Source organism: Pontibacter sp. FD36 (assembly GCF_015686655.1).
Lineage (GTDB): Bacteria > Bacteroidota > Bacteroidia > Cytophagales > Hymenobacteraceae > Pontibacter.
In genome coordinates, this window is the sequence record NZ_JADPMP010000005.1 from 81,157 (window position 1) to 103,607 (window position 22,451).

16 protein-coding genes are annotated in these 22,451 nt (G+C 49.6%); 2 read left to right on the forward strand and 14 right to left on the reverse strand.

Annotated features, from left to right (window positions below):
• Window positions 1–36 precede the first annotated feature (36 nt).
• From I0P70_RS08265 to I0P70_RS08300, 8 genes are all read right to left on the reverse strand, one after another.
• The gene (locus I0P70_RS08265; protein ID WP_196116454.1) at window positions 37–825 is read right to left on the reverse strand and encodes a DUF2490 domain-containing protein; all 789 of its coding nucleotides are present in this window, start codon (window positions 823–825) and stop codon (window positions 37–39) included.
• Between the two features lie 168 nt (window positions 826–993).
• Window positions 994–2,772, reverse strand: coding sequence for an SLC13 family permease (locus I0P70_RS08270; RefSeq protein WP_196116457.1), 1,779 nt, complete (start codon window positions 2,770–2,772; stop codon window positions 994–996).
• A 190-nt stretch (window positions 2,773–2,962) separates the two neighbouring features.
• A complete protein-coding gene (locus I0P70_RS08275; RefSeq protein WP_196116459.1) occupies window positions 2,963–3,394 on the reverse strand; it encodes a hypothetical protein in 432 nt (143 codons plus the stop codon).
• Window positions 3,395–3,515: 121 nt separating this feature from the next.
• On the reverse strand, window positions 3,516–3,989 hold the full coding sequence (locus tag I0P70_RS08280; protein ID WP_196116461.1) for a fasciclin domain-containing protein: 474 nt from the start codon (window positions 3,987–3,989) through the stop codon (window positions 3,516–3,518).
• Between the two features lie 101 nt (window positions 3,990–4,090).
• Window positions 4,091–4,720, reverse strand: a complete 630-nt coding sequence (locus I0P70_RS08285) for a rhomboid family intramembrane serine protease (RefSeq protein WP_196116478.1) — start codon at window positions 4,718–4,720, stop codon at window positions 4,091–4,093.
• Window positions 4,721–4,935: 215 nt separating this feature from the next.
• Window positions 4,936–5,910: a polyprenyl synthetase family protein gene (locus tag I0P70_RS08290; protein WP_196116480.1), complete on the reverse strand. Its 975-nt coding sequence runs from the start codon at window positions 5,908–5,910 to the stop codon at window positions 4,936–4,938.
• Window positions 5,911–5,917: 7 nt separating this feature from the next.
• Window positions 5,918–8,176 (reverse strand): ribonuclease R, encoded by a 2,259-nt coding sequence (gene rnr, locus I0P70_RS08295; protein WP_196116492.1) that lies wholly within the window; start codon window positions 8,174–8,176, stop codon window positions 5,918–5,920.
• A 188-nt stretch (window positions 8,177–8,364) separates the two neighbouring features.
• On the reverse strand, window positions 8,365–10,200 hold the full coding sequence (locus I0P70_RS08300) for an ABC transporter ATP-binding protein (RefSeq protein WP_196116494.1): 1,836 nt from the start codon (window positions 10,198–10,200) through the stop codon (window positions 8,365–8,367).
• A gap of 107 nt (window positions 10,201–10,307) precedes the next feature.
• On the opposite strand from I0P70_RS08300, the gene I0P70_RS08305 reads away from it, so the two are divergent.
• Window positions 10,308–10,970, forward strand: coding sequence for an HAD family phosphatase (locus tag I0P70_RS08305; protein WP_196116497.1), 663 nt, complete (start codon window positions 10,308–10,310; stop codon window positions 10,968–10,970).
• A 79-nt stretch (window positions 10,971–11,049) separates the two neighbouring features.
• On the opposite strand, the gene I0P70_RS08310 is transcribed toward I0P70_RS08305, so the two are convergent.
• The 5 genes from I0P70_RS08310 to I0P70_RS08330 form a co-directional block, all read right to left on the reverse strand.
• A complete protein-coding gene (locus I0P70_RS08310) occupies window positions 11,050–11,670 on the reverse strand; it encodes a lipoprotein signal peptidase (protein WP_196116499.1) in 621 nt (206 codons plus the stop codon).
• A 94-nt stretch (window positions 11,671–11,764) separates the two neighbouring features.
• Complete coding sequence (ileS, locus tag I0P70_RS08315; RefSeq protein ID WP_196116512.1) at window positions 11,765–15,118, reverse strand: isoleucine--tRNA ligase; 3,354 nt, start codon at window positions 15,116–15,118, stop codon at window positions 11,765–11,767.
• Window position 15,119: 1 nt separating this feature from the next.
• Window positions 15,120–17,534, reverse strand: coding sequence for an RND family transporter (locus I0P70_RS08320; RefSeq protein ID WP_230392074.1), 2,415 nt, complete (start codon window positions 17,532–17,534; stop codon window positions 15,120–15,122).
• Window positions 17,535–18,135: 601 nt separating this feature from the next.
• Entirely contained in the window at window positions 18,136–18,297 is a 162-nt protein-coding gene (locus tag I0P70_RS08325) for a hypothetical protein (protein WP_196116515.1), read from the reverse strand.
• 448 nt (window positions 18,298–18,745) lie between these two features.
• Complete coding sequence (locus tag I0P70_RS08330; RefSeq protein ID WP_196116517.1) at window positions 18,746–20,248, reverse strand: glycine--tRNA ligase; 1,503 nt, start codon at window positions 20,246–20,248, stop codon at window positions 18,746–18,748.
• A 228-nt stretch (window positions 20,249–20,476) separates the two neighbouring features.
• Between I0P70_RS08330 and I0P70_RS08335 the strand changes: the two genes are divergently transcribed.
• The gene (locus tag I0P70_RS08335) at window positions 20,477–21,613 is read left to right on the forward strand and encodes a hypothetical protein (protein ID WP_196116519.1); all 1,137 of its coding nucleotides are present in this window, start codon (window positions 20,477–20,479) and stop codon (window positions 21,611–21,613) included.
• Window positions 21,614–21,921: 308 nt separating this feature from the next.
• Here the strand turns inward: I0P70_RS08335 and I0P70_RS08340 are convergent, their stop codons facing one another.
• Window positions 21,922–22,380 carry a hypothetical protein gene (locus I0P70_RS08340; RefSeq protein WP_196116521.1) on the reverse strand — a complete coding sequence of 153 codons (459 nt, stop codon included), beginning with the start codon at window positions 22,378–22,380 and terminating at the stop codon, window positions 21,922–21,924.
• Between the last annotated feature and the right edge of the window lie 71 nt (window positions 22,381–22,451).

The window sequence follows — 22,451 nt, forward strand, 5'->3', positions numbered from 1 at the left end:
GTGTGAGTAGCTACTTCCCAATTGGCATAGGTACAGCTACTGCGCTTCTTTATCGCTTTTTTTGCTAAGATCGATTCTGTGATAGATGGCCAGATTAATGATGTGCCTGTTGTAGAACTGATAACCCGATCTGCGCTGTTGGTACCAATGCTGATAAGCTGCCTCAAACTCCAGCTTATCCAGGATAGCATAGTTCACGCCAGCATAGATGCGATTTTGGTCAAATCTGTTGTACAGTATTCTTTTCCCTGCATTGACAAAGACTTCGTTATTCACTTTCAGCTTGAGCGGTTGGTCACGAATCGTTGCCAACTTATACTCTATCCCTAACCTATACCTAAATCTGTAATTGCTATTATAGCCATTTGTCAGCCTGTCGTCAGAGGCATTCCGGAAATAGCGCTTTTCTGCTCTGTATCGGTGTGCAATGGTCAAGTTGCCTAGAGGTTGGTTGTAGTTAAGTTGAAGGTGTGGCCGGAGCTCCGGGATGGTAAGACGCACCAGGGCATCCGGCTCATTCGGACTTTGGAGGAAATAGGTGAAACCTGCAGATGCTTCCCAGCCTTCCCCTACTTTCCGGCGAATGCTGTTACGTACCAAGAACTGATGATGCCTGTCAGGATTGAGGAACCGTCGCTCATGCAATTCTGTACCAAATGACCAGTTGGAATTTAATAAGAGCGTGTTGTTATAAGAGTACCAGATCAACTGCTGCTGGGTTACCTGCCGTTGACTAGGCTGGGCCATGGCGTATGTACCCATCATTAGCAGGAGAATAACCAGGAATAAAACGCGTGAGGCCATATAGAGCGTAAGGATGGGCAAAGTTTTAGATTATTCTTCTTCCGCCATGAAATGCCACACCAGTATCACACAGGCCAGACTCAGAATTGCCAGAAAAATCAGGAACAGGTCTTCTCCCATAGTTACGAAGGTATGGTATAAACAGTATGTATACGATTAGCCTGCTCTTCTGTCCCACGTGGAACAGTTTTAAAACGGAAAGAAGAACGGGATGATAAGCGAAGCCAGCAACCAAAAAAGAATGTTCAAGGGCGTGCCTACCCGCAGGTAATCTACAAATTTGTAATTGCCAGGCCCGTAAATCATGGTATTGGTCTGGTAACCCATAGGCGTCATGAAGCTTAGTGAGGCCGCGAAGGTCACCGCCACCAGAAAAGGTCGTACGCTTACACCCATCTCCTTAGCCGCCACTATAGCGATTGGTGCCAACAAGGCCGCCGTAGCATTGTTCGACATGAAGTTGGTAGACATGAACGTGATAAAGAAAAAAGCAGATAGCAAAGCATGCGGCCCATAACTGCCGATAGAGTCCACCAGAAAACCTGAAAGCAGACCGGCCGCTCCTGTTTTTTCCAGCGCAGTACCCATGGAGAGTACTCCAGCCAACATAAAGATCACCTTCCACTCAATGGCTTTGTAGAGTTCGTCGAGTCGTATACATTTGGTCAGCACCAGCAGCACCACACCCACCAGGGCACTCAGCACAATGTGCGCCAGTCCGGTAGCGGCCGTAAATACAACGCCAGCTCCTATCAGCAGTACCGGTATGATCTTACTGTAATCGTATTGGCTTCGCTCCGTCTCCGAGATTAGCAGAATGTCCTCATTGTTGCGAAGGTTCAGGGCCTGGTCTTTGTCGGCAGCAATCAAAAGTACGTCACCGGCCGATAGGCGGGTGTGGGTCAGTTTTTCATGCAGAATTTCGTCGCGATGTCGTATTGCCACCACCGTGGCGCCATGGTTATGCGCTCTGAAGTCAAGCTGCTTCAGGGACTTATCTACCATGTAGGAATTAGGCGTCACAATCGCTTCGTAAAGCTTTGTAGAAGTATTGTTCAGGTCTTCTTCTTTGAGCTTCCGTTCTGATTTCAGCTTGATGCCCTTCTCCTCTTTCATCTTTTTGAGCTTCTCCACATCGCAGCGCACCTTCAGCACATCGCCTACACGCAGCATGGTGTAGGGTGTGGCATTCAGCAAATACTTGTCGCGTGTGATCTGCAGCACGTCTATGTCCAGGTTCTGCACCAGGCTGGAACTGCTGAGTGGCATACCTGCCGACGGAGACTCAGGCTGGATAACAATCTCGGTCAGATAGTCACCCATATTAAAATCATCGGTTAGGTCATCAGCCAGCTTACGGCTAGGTAGCAAAAAACGACCCGCCAAAAGCATGTACAGCACCCCAATAATCAGGAACCAGACGCCAGCTGCAGTGAGCTCAAACATGCCAATGGGTGCCTCACCCTGCGACTCGGCTATACCACTTACCAAAATGTTAGTGGAGGTACCGATGAGCGTGCATACGCCCCCTAGCAGTGCTCCAAACGAGAGCGGCATGAGCAACTTGGCCGGGCTAATGCGCGTGTCCCGTGCCACCTGTATCACGACGGGCATCAACAGGGCTACTACAGCAGTGTCGTTGATAAACGCGGAAAGCAGACCTGCCACTAGCATCACGGCCAGCAAACAAAGCAGGTAATTACGACGCCCCACCCGCGTGAGCAATACTCCTACGCTGCTTAGTGCGCCCGATTTAAAGATGGCCGTGCTGATAACGAACATGCAGGCAACGGTGATGGTGGCGGGATTGCTGAAACCAGCAAGGCCTTCGGCAGGCGTAAGCACGCCAAGCACCATAAAAAGAGACATGACCAGAATGGCTGTCGTGTCGATAGAGAGCTTCTCGCTGACGAAAAGCACTATAGCTACCGCTATCACAGACAGAACTACTCCAATCTCGTATGTCATGCTAGAAAAGTTAAGAACAGGACTAGCCGCATGTGCTGCCAGACAGAAGGTATAGGCTATACTACCCTGACCGAAACGGGGTAATTGGTAGCTATAACTACATTTATACCTAAACGGTTACAAAAGGTAAGGATAAGCGAAGAGGAAAAAAATACCTGAAGGAAAAGAAAATTAAGTGAGAACCACAGTGTTATACCACGGATTCATTTAGCCACTGCTCTGCGGCTTCGCAGGTCTCAAAGGTGTGAAGCGGTAAATGGCTGCGAGTTGCTAAATCGCTTACCTGCAAATTGGCTATTTTGTCAACAGGCATAACATTGGCAATCCTGCTCACTCCAATTGCTTTCATTTTGCGCTGCGATTCTTCATGCAGACTATTGAGTTGCTGCGGGTGGGTGATCATGGTACGCATATCGATAAGGAGCGTAAAGCCTTCGGAGACCAGTTGCAGTGCCTTGTCCCAATCACTCAGGAAATCAGGTATACTGTCTGTGTTCTTCCAAAAGCCCAATATACTATAGTATATTCGGTTCCTGATGCCATCATAGGCTATCTCATAGCACTTATTGCGAGCTACATATTGCCTAGTGGTTGGGTCGGTATGGTGCGTCTTACTATCCATGAAGAGTTCTCGTATAGCATACGCAATCGCTTACCAAATGCTTTATACCTATTCAAGGATGAATAGGCTGATAAAGGGTAAAACGGTGCAATCCAGAATTCAGACAGGATATCTTCTGTTTTTAAGGTTGTAACATCCCTTCCAGTTCGTGCACCATACCATTTCGCAGGGCAGTGTCTGTGGTGCGCAACTTCACACCGTTCAGGAGGGTATTGTCTCTCTTACGGCACACATACAGCTTCTCTCCTCCATAAGTCTGTAAGTAGTTCCCCTCTTTGAAGTCTGTACTTGCCAATGCCCCTTTGACGAGGTGTACGGCCATCATGGAGCGTATTTTCTCAACAGATTGGCCTTTCAGCTCTTGCAAGCGTGCTTCAGGAGGCATCAATAAGGTATAGGAGGTGCTGCCAGAAAGAGCAGGCGCCATACCTGCAGTGGTCAAAAGCTCGGCCAGCAAGGGCCGCTCGTTAATAACATACTCCATAATAGTAGTACGCTCCAGGCTGACATTCTGCGCAGCGGCTGGCTTACTAACCAGAAGAAAGGCTAGAATAAGTACTACTCCCAGGTATATATAATATAGTTTCGATTTCATCCGTACAAATGCTTGTCTTTTGCATTTATACGGAATTCACCGCCTGTCAGCCTGATTTTAATTTTTAAGAATCAGGCCAATAAAGTGCAATTAAGCTTACCCTATAAAAAAGGCAAACGCCAGTTGCTGATTTGTTCAATAAACAAAGGACCTGCCTTTGGTACCAAGGCCAGGCTTATGACCATACCGTACACCGCACCGTAAAAGTGTGCGTCGTGGTTAATGTTATCGCCCATTCGCTTGCCCTGGAAGTAAGAGTACATCAGGTATAGAATACCCAGGATGAAACCAGGTATACAGAGAATAGCATAAAGGCAGATATCCTGCGTTGGGTAAAAGAGGATGCTCGAAAACACGACAGAAGCAACTCCACCAGAAGCACCTAAGGCACGGTAAGATGGATCGTGGCGATGCTTCAGAAAGGTAGGTATATCCGACACGATAATACCGCCCAGGTAGATCAGCATGTAGATCAGGATACCGGTTACATCTCCGAAAATAGCGCCAAACGTCATCTCAACAGCATTGCCGAAGAAAAACAGCGTGAACATGTTGAAGAACAGGTGGGTGTAATCGGCATGCAGGAAACCCGATGTCAGGAAACGGTGCCAGGAATTGTCACTGGCTACAGAATAAGGATGGAAGATCCAGTTCTGCATCAGCTCGTAATTCTTCCAGGCATACCAGGATATACCTACTGTAATGATGATCAGGATAACGGTAACGCTCATTTTTCTATTGAGTGATTGAGTGAGTTAGCGATTGAGTGGATTAAGAATTCCTTATATGCTCAAACGCTTGATTTTGGCCGGCACCAAATTCTTGTTGTGTGCCGAAAAATTGATTTGGGTCTTCGATTAGGCTTTCAGGTATAAGGTCATTATTTGCAAGACTTACTTTACCTAAAACTGCTCGCTGCGAACCAGCAATCTAACAATTAACAATCCTAACTATCTCTTTCCATTAGCTGCAGAGCCAGGCCATGGATAGTGGCTTTTCGCTCGATGGGCACCTGCACAGCCTCCAGGTGATACAGCGCCTGTTGGAAATAGTGGTCGATTTGCTGTTCGGTTTGCTTGCGGATGTTGAGCTGATCGTACACAGCGGTAATGGCTTGCACCTTTTCTTCGGCCGTCTCGGCATCGGTTTTATCGCGCCAGTCTAAGATGGTTTGCAGTTGCTCGTTGTTAGCCTGCTCCAAAGCCGTGAGCATCAGGAACGTCTTTTTGTCTGAGAGGATATCGCCGCCTACCTGCTTGCCGAACTTATCTTTGTCGCCGTACACGTCAAGCAAATCGTCGCGCAGCTGAAAGGCTATACCTACGTTGTCGCCGAATTGCTTCAGGTGCTCAGCGTCGCTGTCGGGCGCTCCCTGCAGGATGGCACCCAGTTCCAGACTGAAACCCAGGAGCACAGCTGTTTTGAGCGTAATCATCTGGATGTACTCTTCGATGCTTACTAACTCACGCTGCTCAAAGTTCATGTCGAGTTGCTGGCCTTCGCATACCTCGGCGGCTGTTTTGCTGAAGAGCTGCAGCACCTTGCCCAGTTTGTCGGGTGCTATACCCAGCATCATTTCGTAAGCGCGCACCAGCATCACGTCGCCACTCAGGATGGCCGTGTTGGCATCCCACTTCTCATGCACAGTGGGGTTGCCGCGGCGCAGTGGGGCCTTGTCCATGATGTCGTCGTGCATGAGCGTGAAGTTGTGGAAAACCTCTACTGCCGCAGCGGGCAATAGCACGTTTTCCACATCATCATCATACATTTTTGCAGCCAGAAGCACCAGTAAGGGCCTTATTCGCTTTCCGCCCAAGGACATGATGTAGCGGATAGGCTCGTACAATTCCGCAGGCTCGTTGCCGTAGCGGAGGGTATTCAGAGTTTGGTTAAGCTGGGTTGAAAGCTGCGTGATATCCACAGGGGTGTTAATGTGTTTTAAGGGTTTCTACCAGTTCCATGTCGATGGTGCGCTCGGCCATGTTGGCGCTTACGATCTCGACCATCACCTCGTCACCAAACGAGATAATACGTTTCGACTGACGACCAATGATGCGGTAGTTGTTGGCGTCCAGTTCGTAGTAGTCGTCGTTCAGACTCGACAGGCGCACCATACCTTCGCACTTGTTCTCTTCAATCTCCACAAATATACCCCATTCTGTCACACCAGACACAATTCCTTTGTACTGATTGCCAATGGTGTCCTTCATGAACTCCACTTGCTTGTACTTAATGGAAGCACGCTCGGCATCGGCGGCACGTTTCTCCATTACTGAAGAATGGCGGCAGCGCTCTTCAAAAGCCTCTTTGTCCTCCGACTGACCACCGTCCAGATAATGCTGCAACAGGCGATGTGCCATCATATCCGGGTAACGGCGAATCGGCGACGTAAAGTGCGAGTAGTGATCGAACGCCAGACCGAAGTGCCCTTCGGGCTCGGTGCTATACTTGGCTTTGGCCATCGTACGGATCGCCAGGTTCTGCAGTACGCTCTGTTCCGGCTTGCCCTCGATTTCGTGTGTCAGGTTGTTCAGTTCCTCAGAGATATCTCCATCAGGGTCCACCTTATAGCCGAACTTGCGGGCGAAAACAGAGAACGTATTCAGTTTGTCGGGGTCTGGGGAGCCGTGCGTACGGTATACCATGGTCGGGCGCTTCTTGCCTTTGCCTTTGTTGTAGACAAACTCAGCCACCTTTTTGTTTGCCAACAGCATGAACTCTTCGATCAGCTTGTGGGCGTCTTTGCGCTCCTTCACATAAATGGAAAGTGGCTTGCCGTTCTCATCCAGCTTGAACTTCACCTCCGTGGTTTCAAAGCTAATGGCGCCATTTTTAAAGCGCTTGGCCTGTAGTTTTTTGGCAATGTTGTTCAGGACATTGATCTCTTCAGCAAAGTCTCCCTCGCCTGTCTCAATACGTTCCTGCGCCTCTTCATAAGCAAAGCGGCGGTCAGAGTAGGTTACTGTGCGACCATACCAGGTATCGTACAGTTTACCGTTGTCGTCGATTTCAAACACTACCGAGAACGTGAATTTCTCTTCGTTTGGTCTGAGTGAGCAAAGGCCGTTTGAGAGCCTCTCAGGCAACATCGGGATGGTTCTATCCACAAGGTATACCGAAGTGGCTCTGTGGAAAGCCTCCTTCTCAAGTAGGCTGCGCGGGTGCACGTAGTGGGTCACGTCGGCAATGTGTACGCCGATTTCCCAGTTGCCATTCTCTAGTTTCTGTATGGAGAGGGCATCATCAAAGTCTTTGGCGTCAGCAGGGTCGATGGTGAAGGTAGTGACATCACGCATGTCGCGGCGCTTGGCAATTTCGCCTGCCGGTATCTTGTCTGAGATCTGATTGGCTTCTTCTTCCACAGCCTCCGGGAATTCAAACGGTAGTCCGAACTCGGCCATGATTGAGTGAATCTCCGCCTCATGCTCACCAGCCGGACCAAACACGCGAATCACTTCGCCGGTCGGGTTCTTGCCCGGCTCCTTCGGCCATTCCACGATCTTCACCAGTACCTTGTCGCCAGCCTCTGCCCCGTTCAGGTTGCGTTCGCCTACAAACACGTCAAAGTATAGCTTCTTGAAGTCAGGGACTACGAAACCGAAGTTTTTGGAAAGCTCCATGATGCCTACCAGTTCGGTGCGGGAGCGCTCGAGCACTTCCACCACAATGCCTTCGGCACGGCCTCCCTGCATGGTCGGCAATACTTCGACTTTCACGACGTCGCCGTCCATGGCATACTTTAGGTGCTCGCGGAACACGCGCACATCGTCTTCTGTCTCTTCTGACACAATGTAGGCATACTTGCTGTTAGCCAGGTCCACGCGGCCTGTGATAATGTTGACACGCAGGTTGAGTTGGTACTTGTCGCCGTCTATCAGCAACAGTTTGTTCTCGCGCACCAAGTTCACTAGTATTCCCTGCAACTGGTCACGTCCTTTTTTGTCGACGATGCCTAGCTTGCGGGTAATCTGGCGCTGCGTGAACACTGTGTCAGGGCTGTTGGAGAACATCTCCAGCACGATGCCTTTGGCCGACTTATCTTTACCACCACCTCTGCGGTCGTCACCTCTGCGTGAATTGCTTCTGGCCGATGGTTCTCTTCTCGAAGACTCGCCTCTGCGGGAGCCGCCTTTTTCGTTGCGGCTGTCTTTATCTCTGCCGCTTTTGCTTGGTCTTTTACTTCTCATGTATCTTCTTTCTATTGGCCGGTACAGGTATACCGCACTTCAGGCCATTGCAATCATTGGTTGTAATAGTTTAGCCTCTATACGCCCACAAGGCAGACTAAGGTTAAACCCAACTCAATTTCAGGTGAATTTATAGAGAAAAGTCTATATATGGGCTATATAGGTAGGTATATTAATCCTGATAGGGGCTATATCTGATAGTGCGCTATACCTGATTGCAGAGTTGCTCGCTTCTCCTGCGCCGCCATAATGGCCTCGGGCTCACCACTAGGTATAGCCTGTAGCAAGGCTCGGGTATAATCGTGCTGCGGGTTCTGGAAGAGTTGTGTAGGTATACCCTGCTCCACTAGGCGCCCCTCGTGCATCACCAATATGCGGTCAGCCATGTGTTTGGCCACGGCCAGGTCATGGGTGATGAAGAGGTAGGTCATGTTGAAATCGCGCTTGAGTTCGTTGAGCAAATTGAGGACCTGCGCCTGCACTGACACATCCAGCGCCGACACTGATTCGTCGCAAATCAACAATTTGGGTTGCAGTGCCAGGGCCCGTGCAATGGCGATGCGCTGTCGTTGCCCGCCCGAAAAGGCCTGTGGATAACGCTGCGCGTGCTCGGCCATAAGACCTACTTTCTCAAGCAGTTCCACCATCTTCAAACGGCGTTCCTTGTCGCTCCCGTGCAGTTTATGCACACGCATTGGCTCCAGGATAGCTTCGCCTACGGTATGCATGGGGTTGAGCGAGGTATAGGGGTCCTGGAAAATCATCTGGAAATGGCGGCGGTTTTGGCGCAGGGTCTCCGCATTCATACTGGCGATATCCGTTTCCTCAAATAGCACGCTCCCTGCCGTAGGCTCCACCAGTCGCAAGATAGCCCGCCCTAGCGTCGTCTTGCCACTCCCCGACTCGCCAACCAATGCAATCGTTTCGCCGTGCTTCACTTCAAAGCTCACCCCGTCCACGGCTTTTACATGACCTGTGGTGCGGGAAAAGATTCCTTTCTTTATCGGGAAATGCACCTGCAGGTCCTGCACCTGCAGCAATGGGGGTCTCTGGCTATTGTCACGCTGTTGTTTTATATCTGAGACCGTCCCTACATAAGCATTCACCACATCCACCAATGACGGTTCGTATACCTGCGGCTGCTTCTCGCGAACGTTACCTTGCGCATCCTCCTCCATGAAATCAGCCACCGTCGGCAGTTTGGCTTGCGACTTGATGCGCAGTGTGGGGCGGCAGGCCAACAGGCCTTTGGTATAGGGGTGCTGCGGGTTGGTAAAGATATCGAGCACTTTGCCCTGCTCTACAATACGGCCTTTGTACATCACCAGCACCCGGTCGGCTACTTCGGCCACTACGCCTAAGTCGTGGCTAATGAATAGCACTGTCATGTTTTGCTTCACCCGCAGTTCGTCAATCAAGGAGAGCATGCGGGCCTGCACTGTTACGTCCAACGCAGTGGTTGGCTCGTCGGCTATCAGGATAGCGGGCTCACAGGCCATGGCCATGGCAATCATGACACGTTGCTTCTGCCCGCCCGAAATCTGATGTGGATAACTATCGTAAATTTGCCCGGGCCTCGGAAGCTTAGCTTGCTCAAAAAGATGTAATACACGTTCCTTTGCCTCTTTTTTAGAAATTTTCAGGTGCCACAGGAGTACCTCCGCCACCTGTTGTCCACAGGTATAGACGGGGTTGAGCGACGACATCGGGTCCTGAAAAATCATCCCCATCTCACGCCCTCGGATTTGTTGCAACTGCTTTTCGGCTAACTGCAGCAAGTCCACCTCCCCAAGGCACTGCGACTGAAAAACCGCCTTCCCTCCTACCTGCGCATTCGAGTCGAGCAGTTGCATCAGCGACAATGCCGTCACTGTCTTTCCTGATCCCGATTCACCAACAATCGCTACTGCCTCCCCTGCATATACTGTAAAAGAAACTCCTTCCACCGCGTGCACTATACCTTGGCGTGTAGTGAAAGTAGTTTTCAGATCCGTGACCTGCAGTATAGGCGTAGGTATAGACAAAGGTATAGGAATAAGGTGCTTCTGGTAAAAATAACCTTTTTTGAATGATTGCGATATCTTTCTTGTTTTCGTTTTTCGCAGTACATTTAAGATTGACGCTAAAACATATGAAAAACACTTCTGAAAACACGCTTACAGGTAACAGTACCTCTACTGAAACAAATACTAAAAGCACCATCATTTGGGATCTTGGCGCTGTGCTGATCGATTGGAACCCCCATCACCTCTACCGCAAAATATTCGATGACGAAGCACAAATGCTGCACTTCCTGGAGAATGTCTGCACGTTTGAGTGGAACGAAGAACAGGATGGTGGCCGCACCATAAAGGAAGCCGATGAATACCTGATCGCAAAACATCCAGAGCACGAAGAGTATATCAGAGCCTACTACGGTCGCTGGGAAGAAATGCTGGGTGGCCCGATTGAAGGCACTGTCGAGATTTTCCGAGAGATGAAGAACCGTGGTGAACACAAGTTTTACGCCCTCACCAACTGGTCAGCGGAGCTCTTCCCAATTGCGCTGGAGCGCTATGACTTCCTAAGTTGGTTCGATGGGATTGTTGTTTCGGGTGCTGAGAAAGACCGCAAGCCCAATCACAGCTTTTACCATACCTTGCTCAACAGGTATAAGGTGCAGCCTAATGAAGCACTTTTCATTGATGACAACCTGCGCAATATCAAAGCTGCCGAGCAATTAGGAATTGAGTCGATCCATTTCACCTCACCGGAGGATTTAAGGGAAAGACTGGAGCGGTTGGGTATCTTATAGTACCTTCTTTTTGTAACAATAAAAAGAGGCGGCTGCTCCACATGGAACAGCCGCCTCTCTGTTTACTTATACCTATACCTTAGAATCCCTGTTGCTCAGCCGCTGGTTGCTTAGCCGGCTCGTCATAATGTGCGAAGAAGCGCTTCTGGTTAAAGAGGATGATCAGCACACCAATGAAGATAGCCGAGTCTGCTACATTAAAGATTGGCCATAAGGACATAGGTTTGCCGCCTAAAATCGGAACCCAATTCGGAACGATACCTTCCCAGATATCAAAATAGAACATATCGATTACCTGCCCATGGAACCACGGCGTTGGGGATCCATAAGGATGGTTATCAAACAACACACCGTAGAAAGTACTGTCAATCAAGTTGCCGATGGCGCCGCCCAGAATCAGGCCAATGCACCAGATTAAACCTTTCGGTGCTTTCGTCTGGACAAGGTGATAAATGTAATAGGCAATACCAAATACCGCTACCAAGCGGAATAATGACAAAATCAGCTTGCCATAGTCAGAGCCGAGCTGCACGCCGAAAGCCATACCTGGGTTCAGGGTATAGTGCAGTTTCAGCCAATCGCCCAGGAGCACGATTTCGCCTGGCATACCCATTTCCATGTTGTAATGCACGATAAGCTTCACAGCTTGGTCGATGATGATGACAATCAGGGCCACCAGGTAGTACTTCCAATATTTCATGTTTCGTCAATTAGGCTGCAGTAAGTTTATTCGTCACTGCAGGATAAAGGTATAAGGTATAGCCCTAGCCATTTATACAGCTAGGGCTTTTGATTTATGCAACTATCGCTTCGGTGCGAATGCGGATATTCACTTGGTAATCATCCACCTCCAAGATAGTGCCATCTACCACATTGTCAGCCAGTTCAAGGCTCAATGCCTGTGTTTCGGCCTGAATGTAGTCGCGGAAGTTTTCCACAGCGGCGTTTACCTCTGGTACCGAGGCCTGCAGCACGATGTGTATCTTGTCCTGCACCTCTAGGTTGCTGTCTTTGCGCAGATTCTGAATACGGTTTACCAGTTCGCGGGCGATGCCTTCCTGTTTCAACTCTTCAGTGATAGTCACGTCTAGCGCCACGGTCAGCTTGCCTTCGCTTGCTACCAACCAGCCCGGGATGTCCTCCGAAGAGATTTCCACGTCTTCCGGCGTCAATACGGCGGTTTCCTCGTCGCTTATCTGCAGTTCTATACCTCCCTCACGCTCCAGGTGCGCGATGTCGTCCTGATTCATTTGCTGCACGGCCGCAGCCACCAGCTTCATCTTCGGACCAAATACCTGACCCAGTTTTTTGAAGTTCGGCTTGATCTTCTTCACGAGAATGCCCGACGTATCGTCAATGTACTCCACATGCTTGATGTTCACCTCACTCATGATCAGGTCTTCCACCGCCTGAATTTGCTGACGCGTCTTATCATTAAGCACAGGTATCAGGATACGCCGCAGCGGCTGACGCACCTTGATGAAGTGCTTCTTGCGCAACGAGTGTACCAGCGACGAGATGGTTTGGGCCAGCGCCATACGCTCTTCCAAATCCTTGTCGATGGCCGTGTGTTCTACTTCTGGATAATAAGCCAAATGCACCGATTCCTCTTTGTGCTTGCCGCTCACCGCATTCAGGTCGCGGTAGAGTTGCTCGGCGTAGAACGGCGCGATAGGCGACGCCAGTTTGGCGATGGTCTCCAAACAGGTATAGAGTGTCTGGTAAGCGGCCATTTTGTCTTCGTTGTACTCGCCTTTCCAGAAACGCTTGCGGTTCAAGCGCACGTACCAGTTGCTCAGGTCGTCCACCACAAAATCTTGTATCGCACGAGCGGCACGAGTCGGGTCGTAGTCTTCTAGGAAAGTATCTACGTCGGCAACTAATGTGTTCAGCTTCGAGATAATCCAGCGGTCGCTTTCTGTTCTGCGCTCCAATGGCACTTCGTCCTCGGCGAACGTGAAGTTGTCCAGGTTGGCATATAGCGCGAAGAAAGAGTAGGTATTCTGCAGCGTACCGAAGAAACGGCGCTGTGTCTCTACCACACCCTCCGGGTTGAACTTCAGGTTGTCCCAAGGCGGCGCATTGGCAATCATGTACCAGCGCACAGCGTCCGGGCCGTACTTGCCGATCATCTCGAACGGGTCGATGGCATTGCCAAGGCGCTTGCTCATCTTGTTGCCATTCTTGTCGAGCACCAGACCGTTGGCGATTACGTTCTTGTAGGCCACGCTGTCTTCCAGCATTACAGCCAGTGCGTGCAGCGTAAAGAACCAGCCGCGCGTCTGGTCAACACCCTCGGCAATGTAGTCGGCCGGGAAGTTCTGTTCGAATATTTCCTTGTTCTCCAGCGGGTAGTGCCACTGTGCATAAGGCATGGCGCCCGAGTCGAACCAAACGTCGATCAGGTCTGTCTCTCTGTGCATTGGCTTTCCGGAGTGGCTCACCAGCACGATGTTGTCCACATACGGACGGTGCAGGTCGTTTATCTCCACGGAAGCCTCCATAAAGCCAGCGTCCACGGCACGGTCTATCTCGTCGCTTAGTTGCTGGATAGAGCCAATGCAGATCTCCTCCTCGCCGTCCTCTGTTCTCCAGATAGGCAGCGGCGTACCCCAGTAGCGCGAGCGCGACAGGTTCCAGTCCACCAGATTCTCGAGCCAGTTACCGAAACGGCCTGTACCTGTTGACTCCGGTTTCCAGTTGATGGTCTTGTTGAGCTCAATCAGTCTATCCTTTACAGCAGTGGTCTTGATGAACCAGCTATCCAGCGGATAGTAAAGCACCGGCTTATCAGTTCTCCAGCAATGCGGGTAGGTGTGCTCGTATTTCTCTACTTTAAAGGCTCTGCCCTCTTCTTTCAGTTTGATGGCAATCAGGACGTCGGTCGGCTTGTAATCAGCGGCCGACTCGTCCTCGCCTGTGTAGTTCTTCACGTACATGCCCGCAAAGTCGGTTACTTCCTTCACGAAGCGTCCTTGCTTGTCCACGAGCGGCGATGGCTTGCCGTTCTCGTCCTCTACCAACAGTGCAGGTATGTCGTTCTGGGCAGCTACCCTAAAGTCATCCGAACCGAACGTTGGCGAGATGTGTACGATACCCGTACCGTCTTCCGTCGTCACGAAATCGCCTACCACTACGCGGAAAGCGGGCTTTTCTGGCTGCACGTATGGCATCAGCTGGTGATACTCCACCCCTGCCAAATCGGCACCGATAAACTCTTCAACTATCTTGTAAGGAATCAGCTTATCGCCCGAGCTATACTCTGTCAACGGAATGCCGTCTGCCTTCGGATTGAAGAAGCGGCTCACGAGGTCCTTGGCCAGAATCACCGAAATCGGCTCGTAGGTATAGGGGTTGTAGGTACGCACTTTCACGTACTTAATGCCTTTGCCCACCGCCAAGGCAGTGTTCGCAGGAAGCGTCCAAGGGGTGGTCGTCCAAGCTAAGAAGAACACTTTTTCCTCCTCGTACTCGAACAGGAACATGTTGCGGGTGATTTTCTTCACCTCGAACTGCGCCACAATGGTCGTATCCTTCACCATCTTGTAGCAACCCGGCTGGTTGAGTTCGTGCGAGCTCAAACCCGTGCCTGCGCCCGGCGAGTATGGCTGGATGGTGTAACCCTTGTATAAAAAGCCTTTGTCGTACAGGCGCTTCAAAAGGGCCCATATCGACTCGATGTATTCGTTCTCGAAGGTGATGTACGGATTGTCAAGGTCCACCCAGTAGCCCATCTTCTCGGTCAGGTCGTCCCACTGGCTCTTGAAACGCATCACCGTTTCGCGGCAGCGCTGGTTGTACTCCTCTACCGTTATCTTCTTGCCGATATCCTCTTTCGTGATACCCAGCTCCTTTTCTACCTGCAGTTCTACGGGCAGACCGTGCGTATCCCAGCCGCCTTTGCGGTTCACCTGAAAGCCTTTCAGGGTCTTGTAGCGGCAGAAAATGTCTTTCACGGCGCGGGCCATCACGTGGTGTATGCCCGGCGTACCGTTCGCCGACGGCGGTCCTTCATAAAACACGAAAGGCTTATGCCCCTCTCTTGTCGTAACTGACCGCTGGAAGATGTTGTGTTCTTTCCAGTATGCCAGTACATCTTCGCCTACTTTGGCGTAATTCAGATTTTTGTATTCGTTATACTTTGCCATGTTAAGCACTTACTTCTTCAGGTAATTCGTCTTGTAATTTCAACTTCAGCTGGTTCAGGTCAAGCTCCTCGTCCTCGTGCTCCAGATAGAACTCGTCGTAGTGCTCTATCAGGGCGTATGGGTCACGCTTGTACTTGCCGCTATCAAAGCTCATCAGCAAAGTTGGCAATATAATCAGGTTTGTGAATAATGCAATCAATAAACTCACCGACATCAGCACGCCTAGGGCCTTGGTTCCGCCAAATTCGGAGAAAGCGAAGATCACAAAACCGAAGAACAGGATGATGGACGTGTAAATCATACTCGTGCCCGCTTCCGTCAAACTGGTCGTGATTGCGCGACTTACGTGGAACCCGTTGCTCAGCAATTCGCTGCGGTACTTGGCCAGAAAGTGAATCGAGTCGTCGATGGCTATACCTAGCGCAATACTGAAAATCAGCGCTGTGCTCGGCTTTAGCGGTATGTTGAAAACCCCCATCAGTCCGCCTGCAATCAAAAGCGGTATCATGTTGGGAATCACCGAAATAATCACTACCCTCGCCGACTTAAACAACAAAGCGATGACAATAGTTACCAACACAAAGGCCAGCACTAGGCTCGAGCGCAGGTTGTTGATTAAGTATTCGTTTCCTTTGATGAACAGGAGCGTCGTTCCCGTCAGGCTCACCTTGGTTTCGGCGCCCGTCTCGTCGCGGGTAAAGGTCATGGTGTTGCCCTCCTCCGTCACGGTCACGCCCTCGCCACCGTAGATGTCGCGCAGTTCGGGTTTTATTTTGCTGATGATAAGCGTGTCGAGCTCTCGGGAGCCCGCGTCGGCTACTTTCAGCGAGATACGGGCCGTCTGACCAGTGCTGTCTACGAACGAGCGCAAGAGTCGCTGGTTGTCGCCACCATCTTGCTTGGCCAGGTAGCTGAACACAAAGTTGCGCTCCGTGTTGTCAGGCAAGCGGTACGAGCCTGGGTCCCCTTCGTAGAACGCCTGCGTTGCTGTCTTCACCAGCCCCACGATGGAGATGGGCGCTGACAGGATAGGCTGCGTGCGCAGGAAGTCTTCGAGCTGGTTGAGTTTGTTCAGGTTCGGCAGCCGCATCACGCCTTGCTTTATACCTGTGTCCACGATAATCTCGAGTGGCATGACCCCGCTGAAGTGGTGCTCAAAGAAAGCCAAGTCCGCATTCACGCTACTCTCCTCGGGCAGGTCATCGACCATGTACGAAACCGTCTTCACCTTGTAGATACCCCAGAACGAAGCGGCCAGCGCCACAATGGTAAAGAAGTAAACTAGGTGCCGCTTATGGTGCACCAGATGGTCTAGAAACTCCAGAAACTTGTTGAGTGGCTTGGCGTCGAGGTGCCGCAGCTGCCGTGGCGTAGGCGGCGGCAGGTACGAGAATACCACCGGTATTAGCACAATGCTGATGATGTACGTTACGAAGATGTTGATACCCGCCACAACACCGAATTCATACAGTATGGCCACATGTGTGAAGGTGAACACGATAAAGCCGATGGCCGTGGTGGTGTTCGTCACCAAGTTCACTACACCGATCTTGCTAATCACCCGCGCCAACGCCATGATTTTGTTGCCATGTCGGCGGTAGTCGTAGTGGTAGCGGGTAAGGAGGTAGGTCGTATTCGGTATACCTATCACGACCAGAATGGCAGGTATAAGCCCCGTGAGAAGCGATATTTTGTAATCAAGCATAGCCAGTGTGCCGAGCACCCACACTACCACCATGCTAATCATCAGGAGCGGGAAGATTACGGCGTAGAACGAGCGGAAAAAGATGAAGAGCGTAATGCCTGTCACGAGCAAGGCCAGAATCAGGAACATCTTCATCTCGGCGGCTACCTTGGTCGTCATGACCGCCCGTACGAATGGCAGTCCCGCATAATGCAGCTTTATACCTGTATCCTTGGCAAAGGCCTCGGTATGGGCCATCACATCGTCCATCACCTTTACCCGACGTGCCGAGTTCAGATAGTCAGGGCCAACGGTAACGGCCAGCAAAGTAGCGCCTGTCTTCTTGTTGATGATTTGCCCGTCGTAGAAGCCCTGATTTCGCACCACCCGCAGCATACTGTCGAGTTGTGTCTGCGTCTGGGGCATGGGGTTGAAAATCGGCGCCGTAGTGAATTTGCGGTCAGCGGTGTCTTTTACAACCTGAATCAGATTCGGCAGCGAGATAACGGCTTTCACACCATCTACCGTGTTCAGCTGGTCTGACAGGCTTTTGAGCTCGCGGAAGTTATCGAGTTTGTAGGCCTTGGGGCTTTGCATGCCCACTACCAGAATGTTGCCATCCTCACCAAAGGTCTCCTTGAATCGCTGGAAGTACACCATGTCGGGGTCGTCGGGCGACACGACATTGGCGAAATCGTACGACATCTCTGCGTCTTTGGCCTTGTAGCCCATAAACGCAGTAAGCAACGCTAACAGGATAAGGAGCCTCAGCCTGTTTTTGATTATGAAAATGGCAATCTTATTCCACATGGTACCCAATAATGCGGCAAAGGTACGGAATTTTAATTTTTCGGGGGACTTCGATTAGGGCTGTATGGCCCCTAGTACTTGATTGTTAGGATTAAATAGCATGTGCAGGTATAAAAAGCAAATCACGACCAAACAGAAAGTTCGCTTCACTCTAGCAAATCCTCCCCTTGACGGTAAGGTCGTTTCATTCAATCTATTTTTGTCATTCTGAAAGAATCTTTTTCGCAGGTAGCATAGGCTTATCACCCCTCTAACCAAGTTTCTTAACAGAATGACAGTGATTTATGAGTAAGCTTTTTTGAATGAAACAGCCCTACCCTTGAGGGGAGCGCAGAGTGGTGTTTCAAGTATGGGGAAATGCAAACAGGCCAACTAAGCGCGTTTAAAGACCGAATCAGCACCCCTATTGACTACGGACGCAAGTTTCGAACTCCAGTTCTCACTTGTCCTTAAGGGGATACATAAAGAATCAAAAGCCCCTGCTTATCTGGCAGGGGCTTTTGATTCTTTATGTAGATGTAAATTATTTCTTTTTACTGGAGCTTGATGACGAGCTAGAAGACTTGCTTTCAGGTACACAATTCGGCACCTGTTTGCCATCCTTTTCCTTCATCCCCACTTGTTCGTAGCCTTTCCAACATGGGTCTTTTTCAGAGCTGTTCTTCGATTTTGATGTATTTGCCATAGCTTTTGGTTTAATGGTACATACGTGTATAACTCCTGGTTTGCCTCCTTTGTTTTGTATTGAGCGTTAGTCTCCTACAGGTTTATACACGCTGTCTTTTGCACATTCATTAGTTATAGATTTTCACATCTGCTATACCTAAAAAACCTTGCAGCCAGTCATAATAATCTTTTCAGCTATATCTGCGTGCATAAATTGCAACACATTAGAATACTTCTCGCTGATTATCAATTCACTAATTTCAAAATTCTTACTTTCTTAAGACCATTTTTCCACATGAAACATGGCTTTGTTTAACATAAAAATAGCACTTCCATGCATTTTAGGACAAATATGGACCAAAACAAGATATAGATTACAAATACCAAATATGTATATCTTCAAAACAAAACAGCCTGTAACACTTAAGTCACAGGCTGTTCTGATTACTGAGTGCTATACCTATACCTTAGGAAAGCTTCTCAAATATGCTCTTAAAGTTAACGGCTTTGTCTATGTAACTATGCAACTCACTGATTGGCATGCGCACTTGCTCACGTGAGTCACGGTCTCGAACGGTTACTGTGTTGTCCTCCAGCGTCTGGTGGTCTACAGCGATACAGAATGGGGTACCGATTAGGTCCTGACGGGTATAGCGCTTGCCGATGGAGTCACGCTCTTCGTAGATCATGTTGAAGTCATAGCGCAACGAGTTGAAGATCTCGGTCGCTTTCTCTGGCAGACCGTCTTTCTTTGTCAGTGGCAAAATAGCGGCTTTCACAGGAGCAAGTGCCGGATGGAATTTCAGGAAGGTACGGCTCTTGGTGGAGTCGCCTTCGGTGATTTCCTCTTCGGTATAAGCACTGCACAGAGTCATCAGGAACAGGCGGTCGGCGCCTACCGATGTCTCCACCACATAAGGGATGTAGTTGCCGTATGGTTTGCCGTCCTCGTTCAGGTCGTTGTCGAAGTACTGCATTTTCTTACGGCTCAGCTCTTGGTGCTGCGTCAGGTCAAAGTCGGTACGGGAGTGTATACCCTCAACTTCCTTGAAACCGAACGGAAACTTGAACTCGATGTCCACGGCGGCGTTGGCGTAGTGGGCCAGCTTTTCGTGGTCGTGGTAACGGAGGCTGTCGGCAGGTATACCGATAGCTTGGTGCCATTTCTTGCGGTTCTCTTTCCAGGTGTTGTACCACTCCATCTCCGTGCCAGGGCGCACGAAGAACTGCATTTCCATCTGCTCAAACTCCCGCATACGGAAAATGAACTGACGCGCCACAATCTCGTTACGGAAAGCCTTACCGATCTGCGCGATACCAAATGGTACCTTCATGCGGCCGGTCTTCTGCACATTGAGGAAGTTCACGAATATACCCTGTGCCGTTTCAGGACGCAGGTAAATGGTGCTTGAATCTTCGGCCACAGAACCTACTTGCGTCGAGAACATCAGGTTGAACTGACGTACCTCAGTCCAGTTGGTAGTACCGGAGATCGGGCATTTAATGTCTTCACGGATGATCAACTCACGTACCGCGTCAAGCTCTTCAGCACCGAGCAGCTTGCCCATTTCCACGAGCAGTTCGCTGGCTTTGTCGTAGTGGCCATCGGCTTCGTACTGGGCAGCTTTCTCTTCGATCAGCACGTCGGCGCGGTAGCGCTTCTTCGAGTCCTTGTTGTCAATCATCGGGTCGTTGAAGCTGTCGATGTGGCCCGAGGCTTTCCAGGTGAGCGGGTGCATGAAAATGGCGGCGTCTATACCTACCACGTTCTGGTGCAGCTGCGTCATGGACTTCCACCACAGGTTTTTGAGGTTGTTCTTCAGCTCTACGCCCATCTGGCCGTAATCGTACACGGCTTGCAGACCATCGTAAATCTCGCTTGACGGAAATACGAAACCGTACTCCTTTGCGTGCGAGATGATATCTTTTAATTGTGCGTTTTCTACAGGGGTTTTCTCTTGTGTCGCCATGCTGCAAAGATAGAAGATTCAGGTGTGATTATGCCATACGGGATTTATAGTTTTTTATCTATACCATTTGGCACTGTACCCATTCATGCTTAGCCATTTACAACTCTACACTGCCAAATAGGTATAAGGGTGCATCTGTTAATAATTTCTTAACATTGGATAACCAGACTACTCGCCTATTTTATGGTAACTTGCGTCGTTTTTTAAAAACTCACCCAATTCTTTAAAATGGCTAAGACTAAAAAGGGTAAAAAACCAGTTGTACCCACCCAGCCTTACAAGTTCAGAAAGCGCTTCAGTTTGCTGGACGTTCTGTTTCAAAAGGAGAAGAAATTCCTCTATTTCATTGCCTTCTCTTTCATTGTTGCCGGTATTGTTTATCCGTATGCATCCATTGCGATGTGGGTAGGCTTCCTGTTTGCCGCTTACTCAGCTATCGCGAACGACAGTATCCAGACCATCGGTACTTTTATCGTATCCAACGAAAAGCGGGCCTGGTACTGGCAGTGGCTCTTTATGGGCACTATATTCCTGGGTACTGTATTCTATAGCTGGTACATGTTCAACGGCGACGTAACCTATCAGCGTCTCTCCTCCAAAGGTTTTGACCAGACACCGGACAATTTCGTGTTCTTGCAGCTGGCTGCTCCAATCATCCTTTTGCTTCTTACCCGCTTCCGTATACCTGTCTCCACCACCTTCATGCTCCTGAGCGTGTTCACTGTTAGCTCAGGTGCCATTGTGGGCATGATAGAAAAAAGTTTACTGGGTTATGTGGCTGCCTTTGGTACGGCACTTCTCCTATACCTTGCACTCTCAAAAGTTATCAAGCGCTTTGTTAAGGGCGAGGCCCATAGCTTCTGGACGGTGGCTCAGTGGGTTGTTTCAGGTTTCCTATGGCACACATGGCTGGCCCAAGACTTGGCTAACGTGGCTGTATACCTGCCACGCTCGCTCAACATCTGGGAGTTCGTCGCTTTCGCTGGTTTTATATTCCTGGGTATGGGCTTCCTTTTCTTCAAGAAAGGTGAGAAAATTCAGGAGATCATCAACGAGAAATCGGATGTGCGTGATGTGCGCAGTGCCACCATTATTGACCTGATCTACGCTATTATCCTTTACTTCTTCAAAGAACTCAACAACATGCCTATGAGTACCACCTGGGTGTTCATCGGTTTGCTGGCAGGCCGTGAGCTGGGTATGCGGATCAGGGCGCAGGAAGGTGGCGCCAAACTGGCCAAAACTTTCAGCCTCATCGGCAAGGACATCCTTTCTGTAACGATCGGTTTGGTTATCTCGGTTATCATGGCAATCGCCATTAACCCGGTTATCCAACAAGAGATCATGAATTTCTTCTTCGAATAGTTTATACCTATTTCGATAAAGAAAGGGCCCGGCATCAGTCGGGCCCTTTCTGTTTTAGAACTGTTCTGTTTTGTGGATGGTCTTTTGCAAAAATAGTCTTTCTATACCTGCAGAGACCGTTGTCTGTCACATTTTCCACAGTCGCTATGTAGATGCCGTGAAAGTTAAAACAGGTATAGCTACACTCTGAGCTACCCTTTAAACTGATGGTTTAATCATACATTATGCTTAGCCTCTCTTGCAGAAAGAGCAAAAAAAAATCCCGGCTCCTTTGCAGAAACCGGGATCTATGTAGAAATACTGTTTCCTTATTTCTCTGGCCAAACGACTTCCAGGTTGTCGTTGATGAACACCCCAAAGTTCACGGCGATCAGCTGGTCTTCGTCGAAGTACAGGTCGATCATTTCCTTTTCGTAAGAAATGCGGGTCTCACCTGTCTCCATTTCTTCTTCTTCTATATCCTCGTACCCGTGATCTGCGAAAAGCCGTTTCAGTTGCTCCTGGCTCATTTCGAAAATACGCTCTTCCCAAAGCTTTACCTCGCGGTTGGCTGTTTCGATACAGCTTAGTTTGTAATCATCTTCTTTGTCGAAGTATAGCGAATAGCCCTCCTCCCAGTAGTTCCAGGCCTGATGCTCAAACTCATCTTCTTCATCAGACTCTTCAATCTCTTCAGGTTCGCCTAGTAGTTGCTCTACTTCTTCCATTGTAAGGCCAAACTTGATCTTCCCAAGCCCTTTGCCTAACCTGATTTCTTTGTTAACCATGTTGCTCTCTCGTTTTATCTTGTATGCAAAGATATGTGATTTACTAATTTCGGAATTAAAAGGTTAATTGA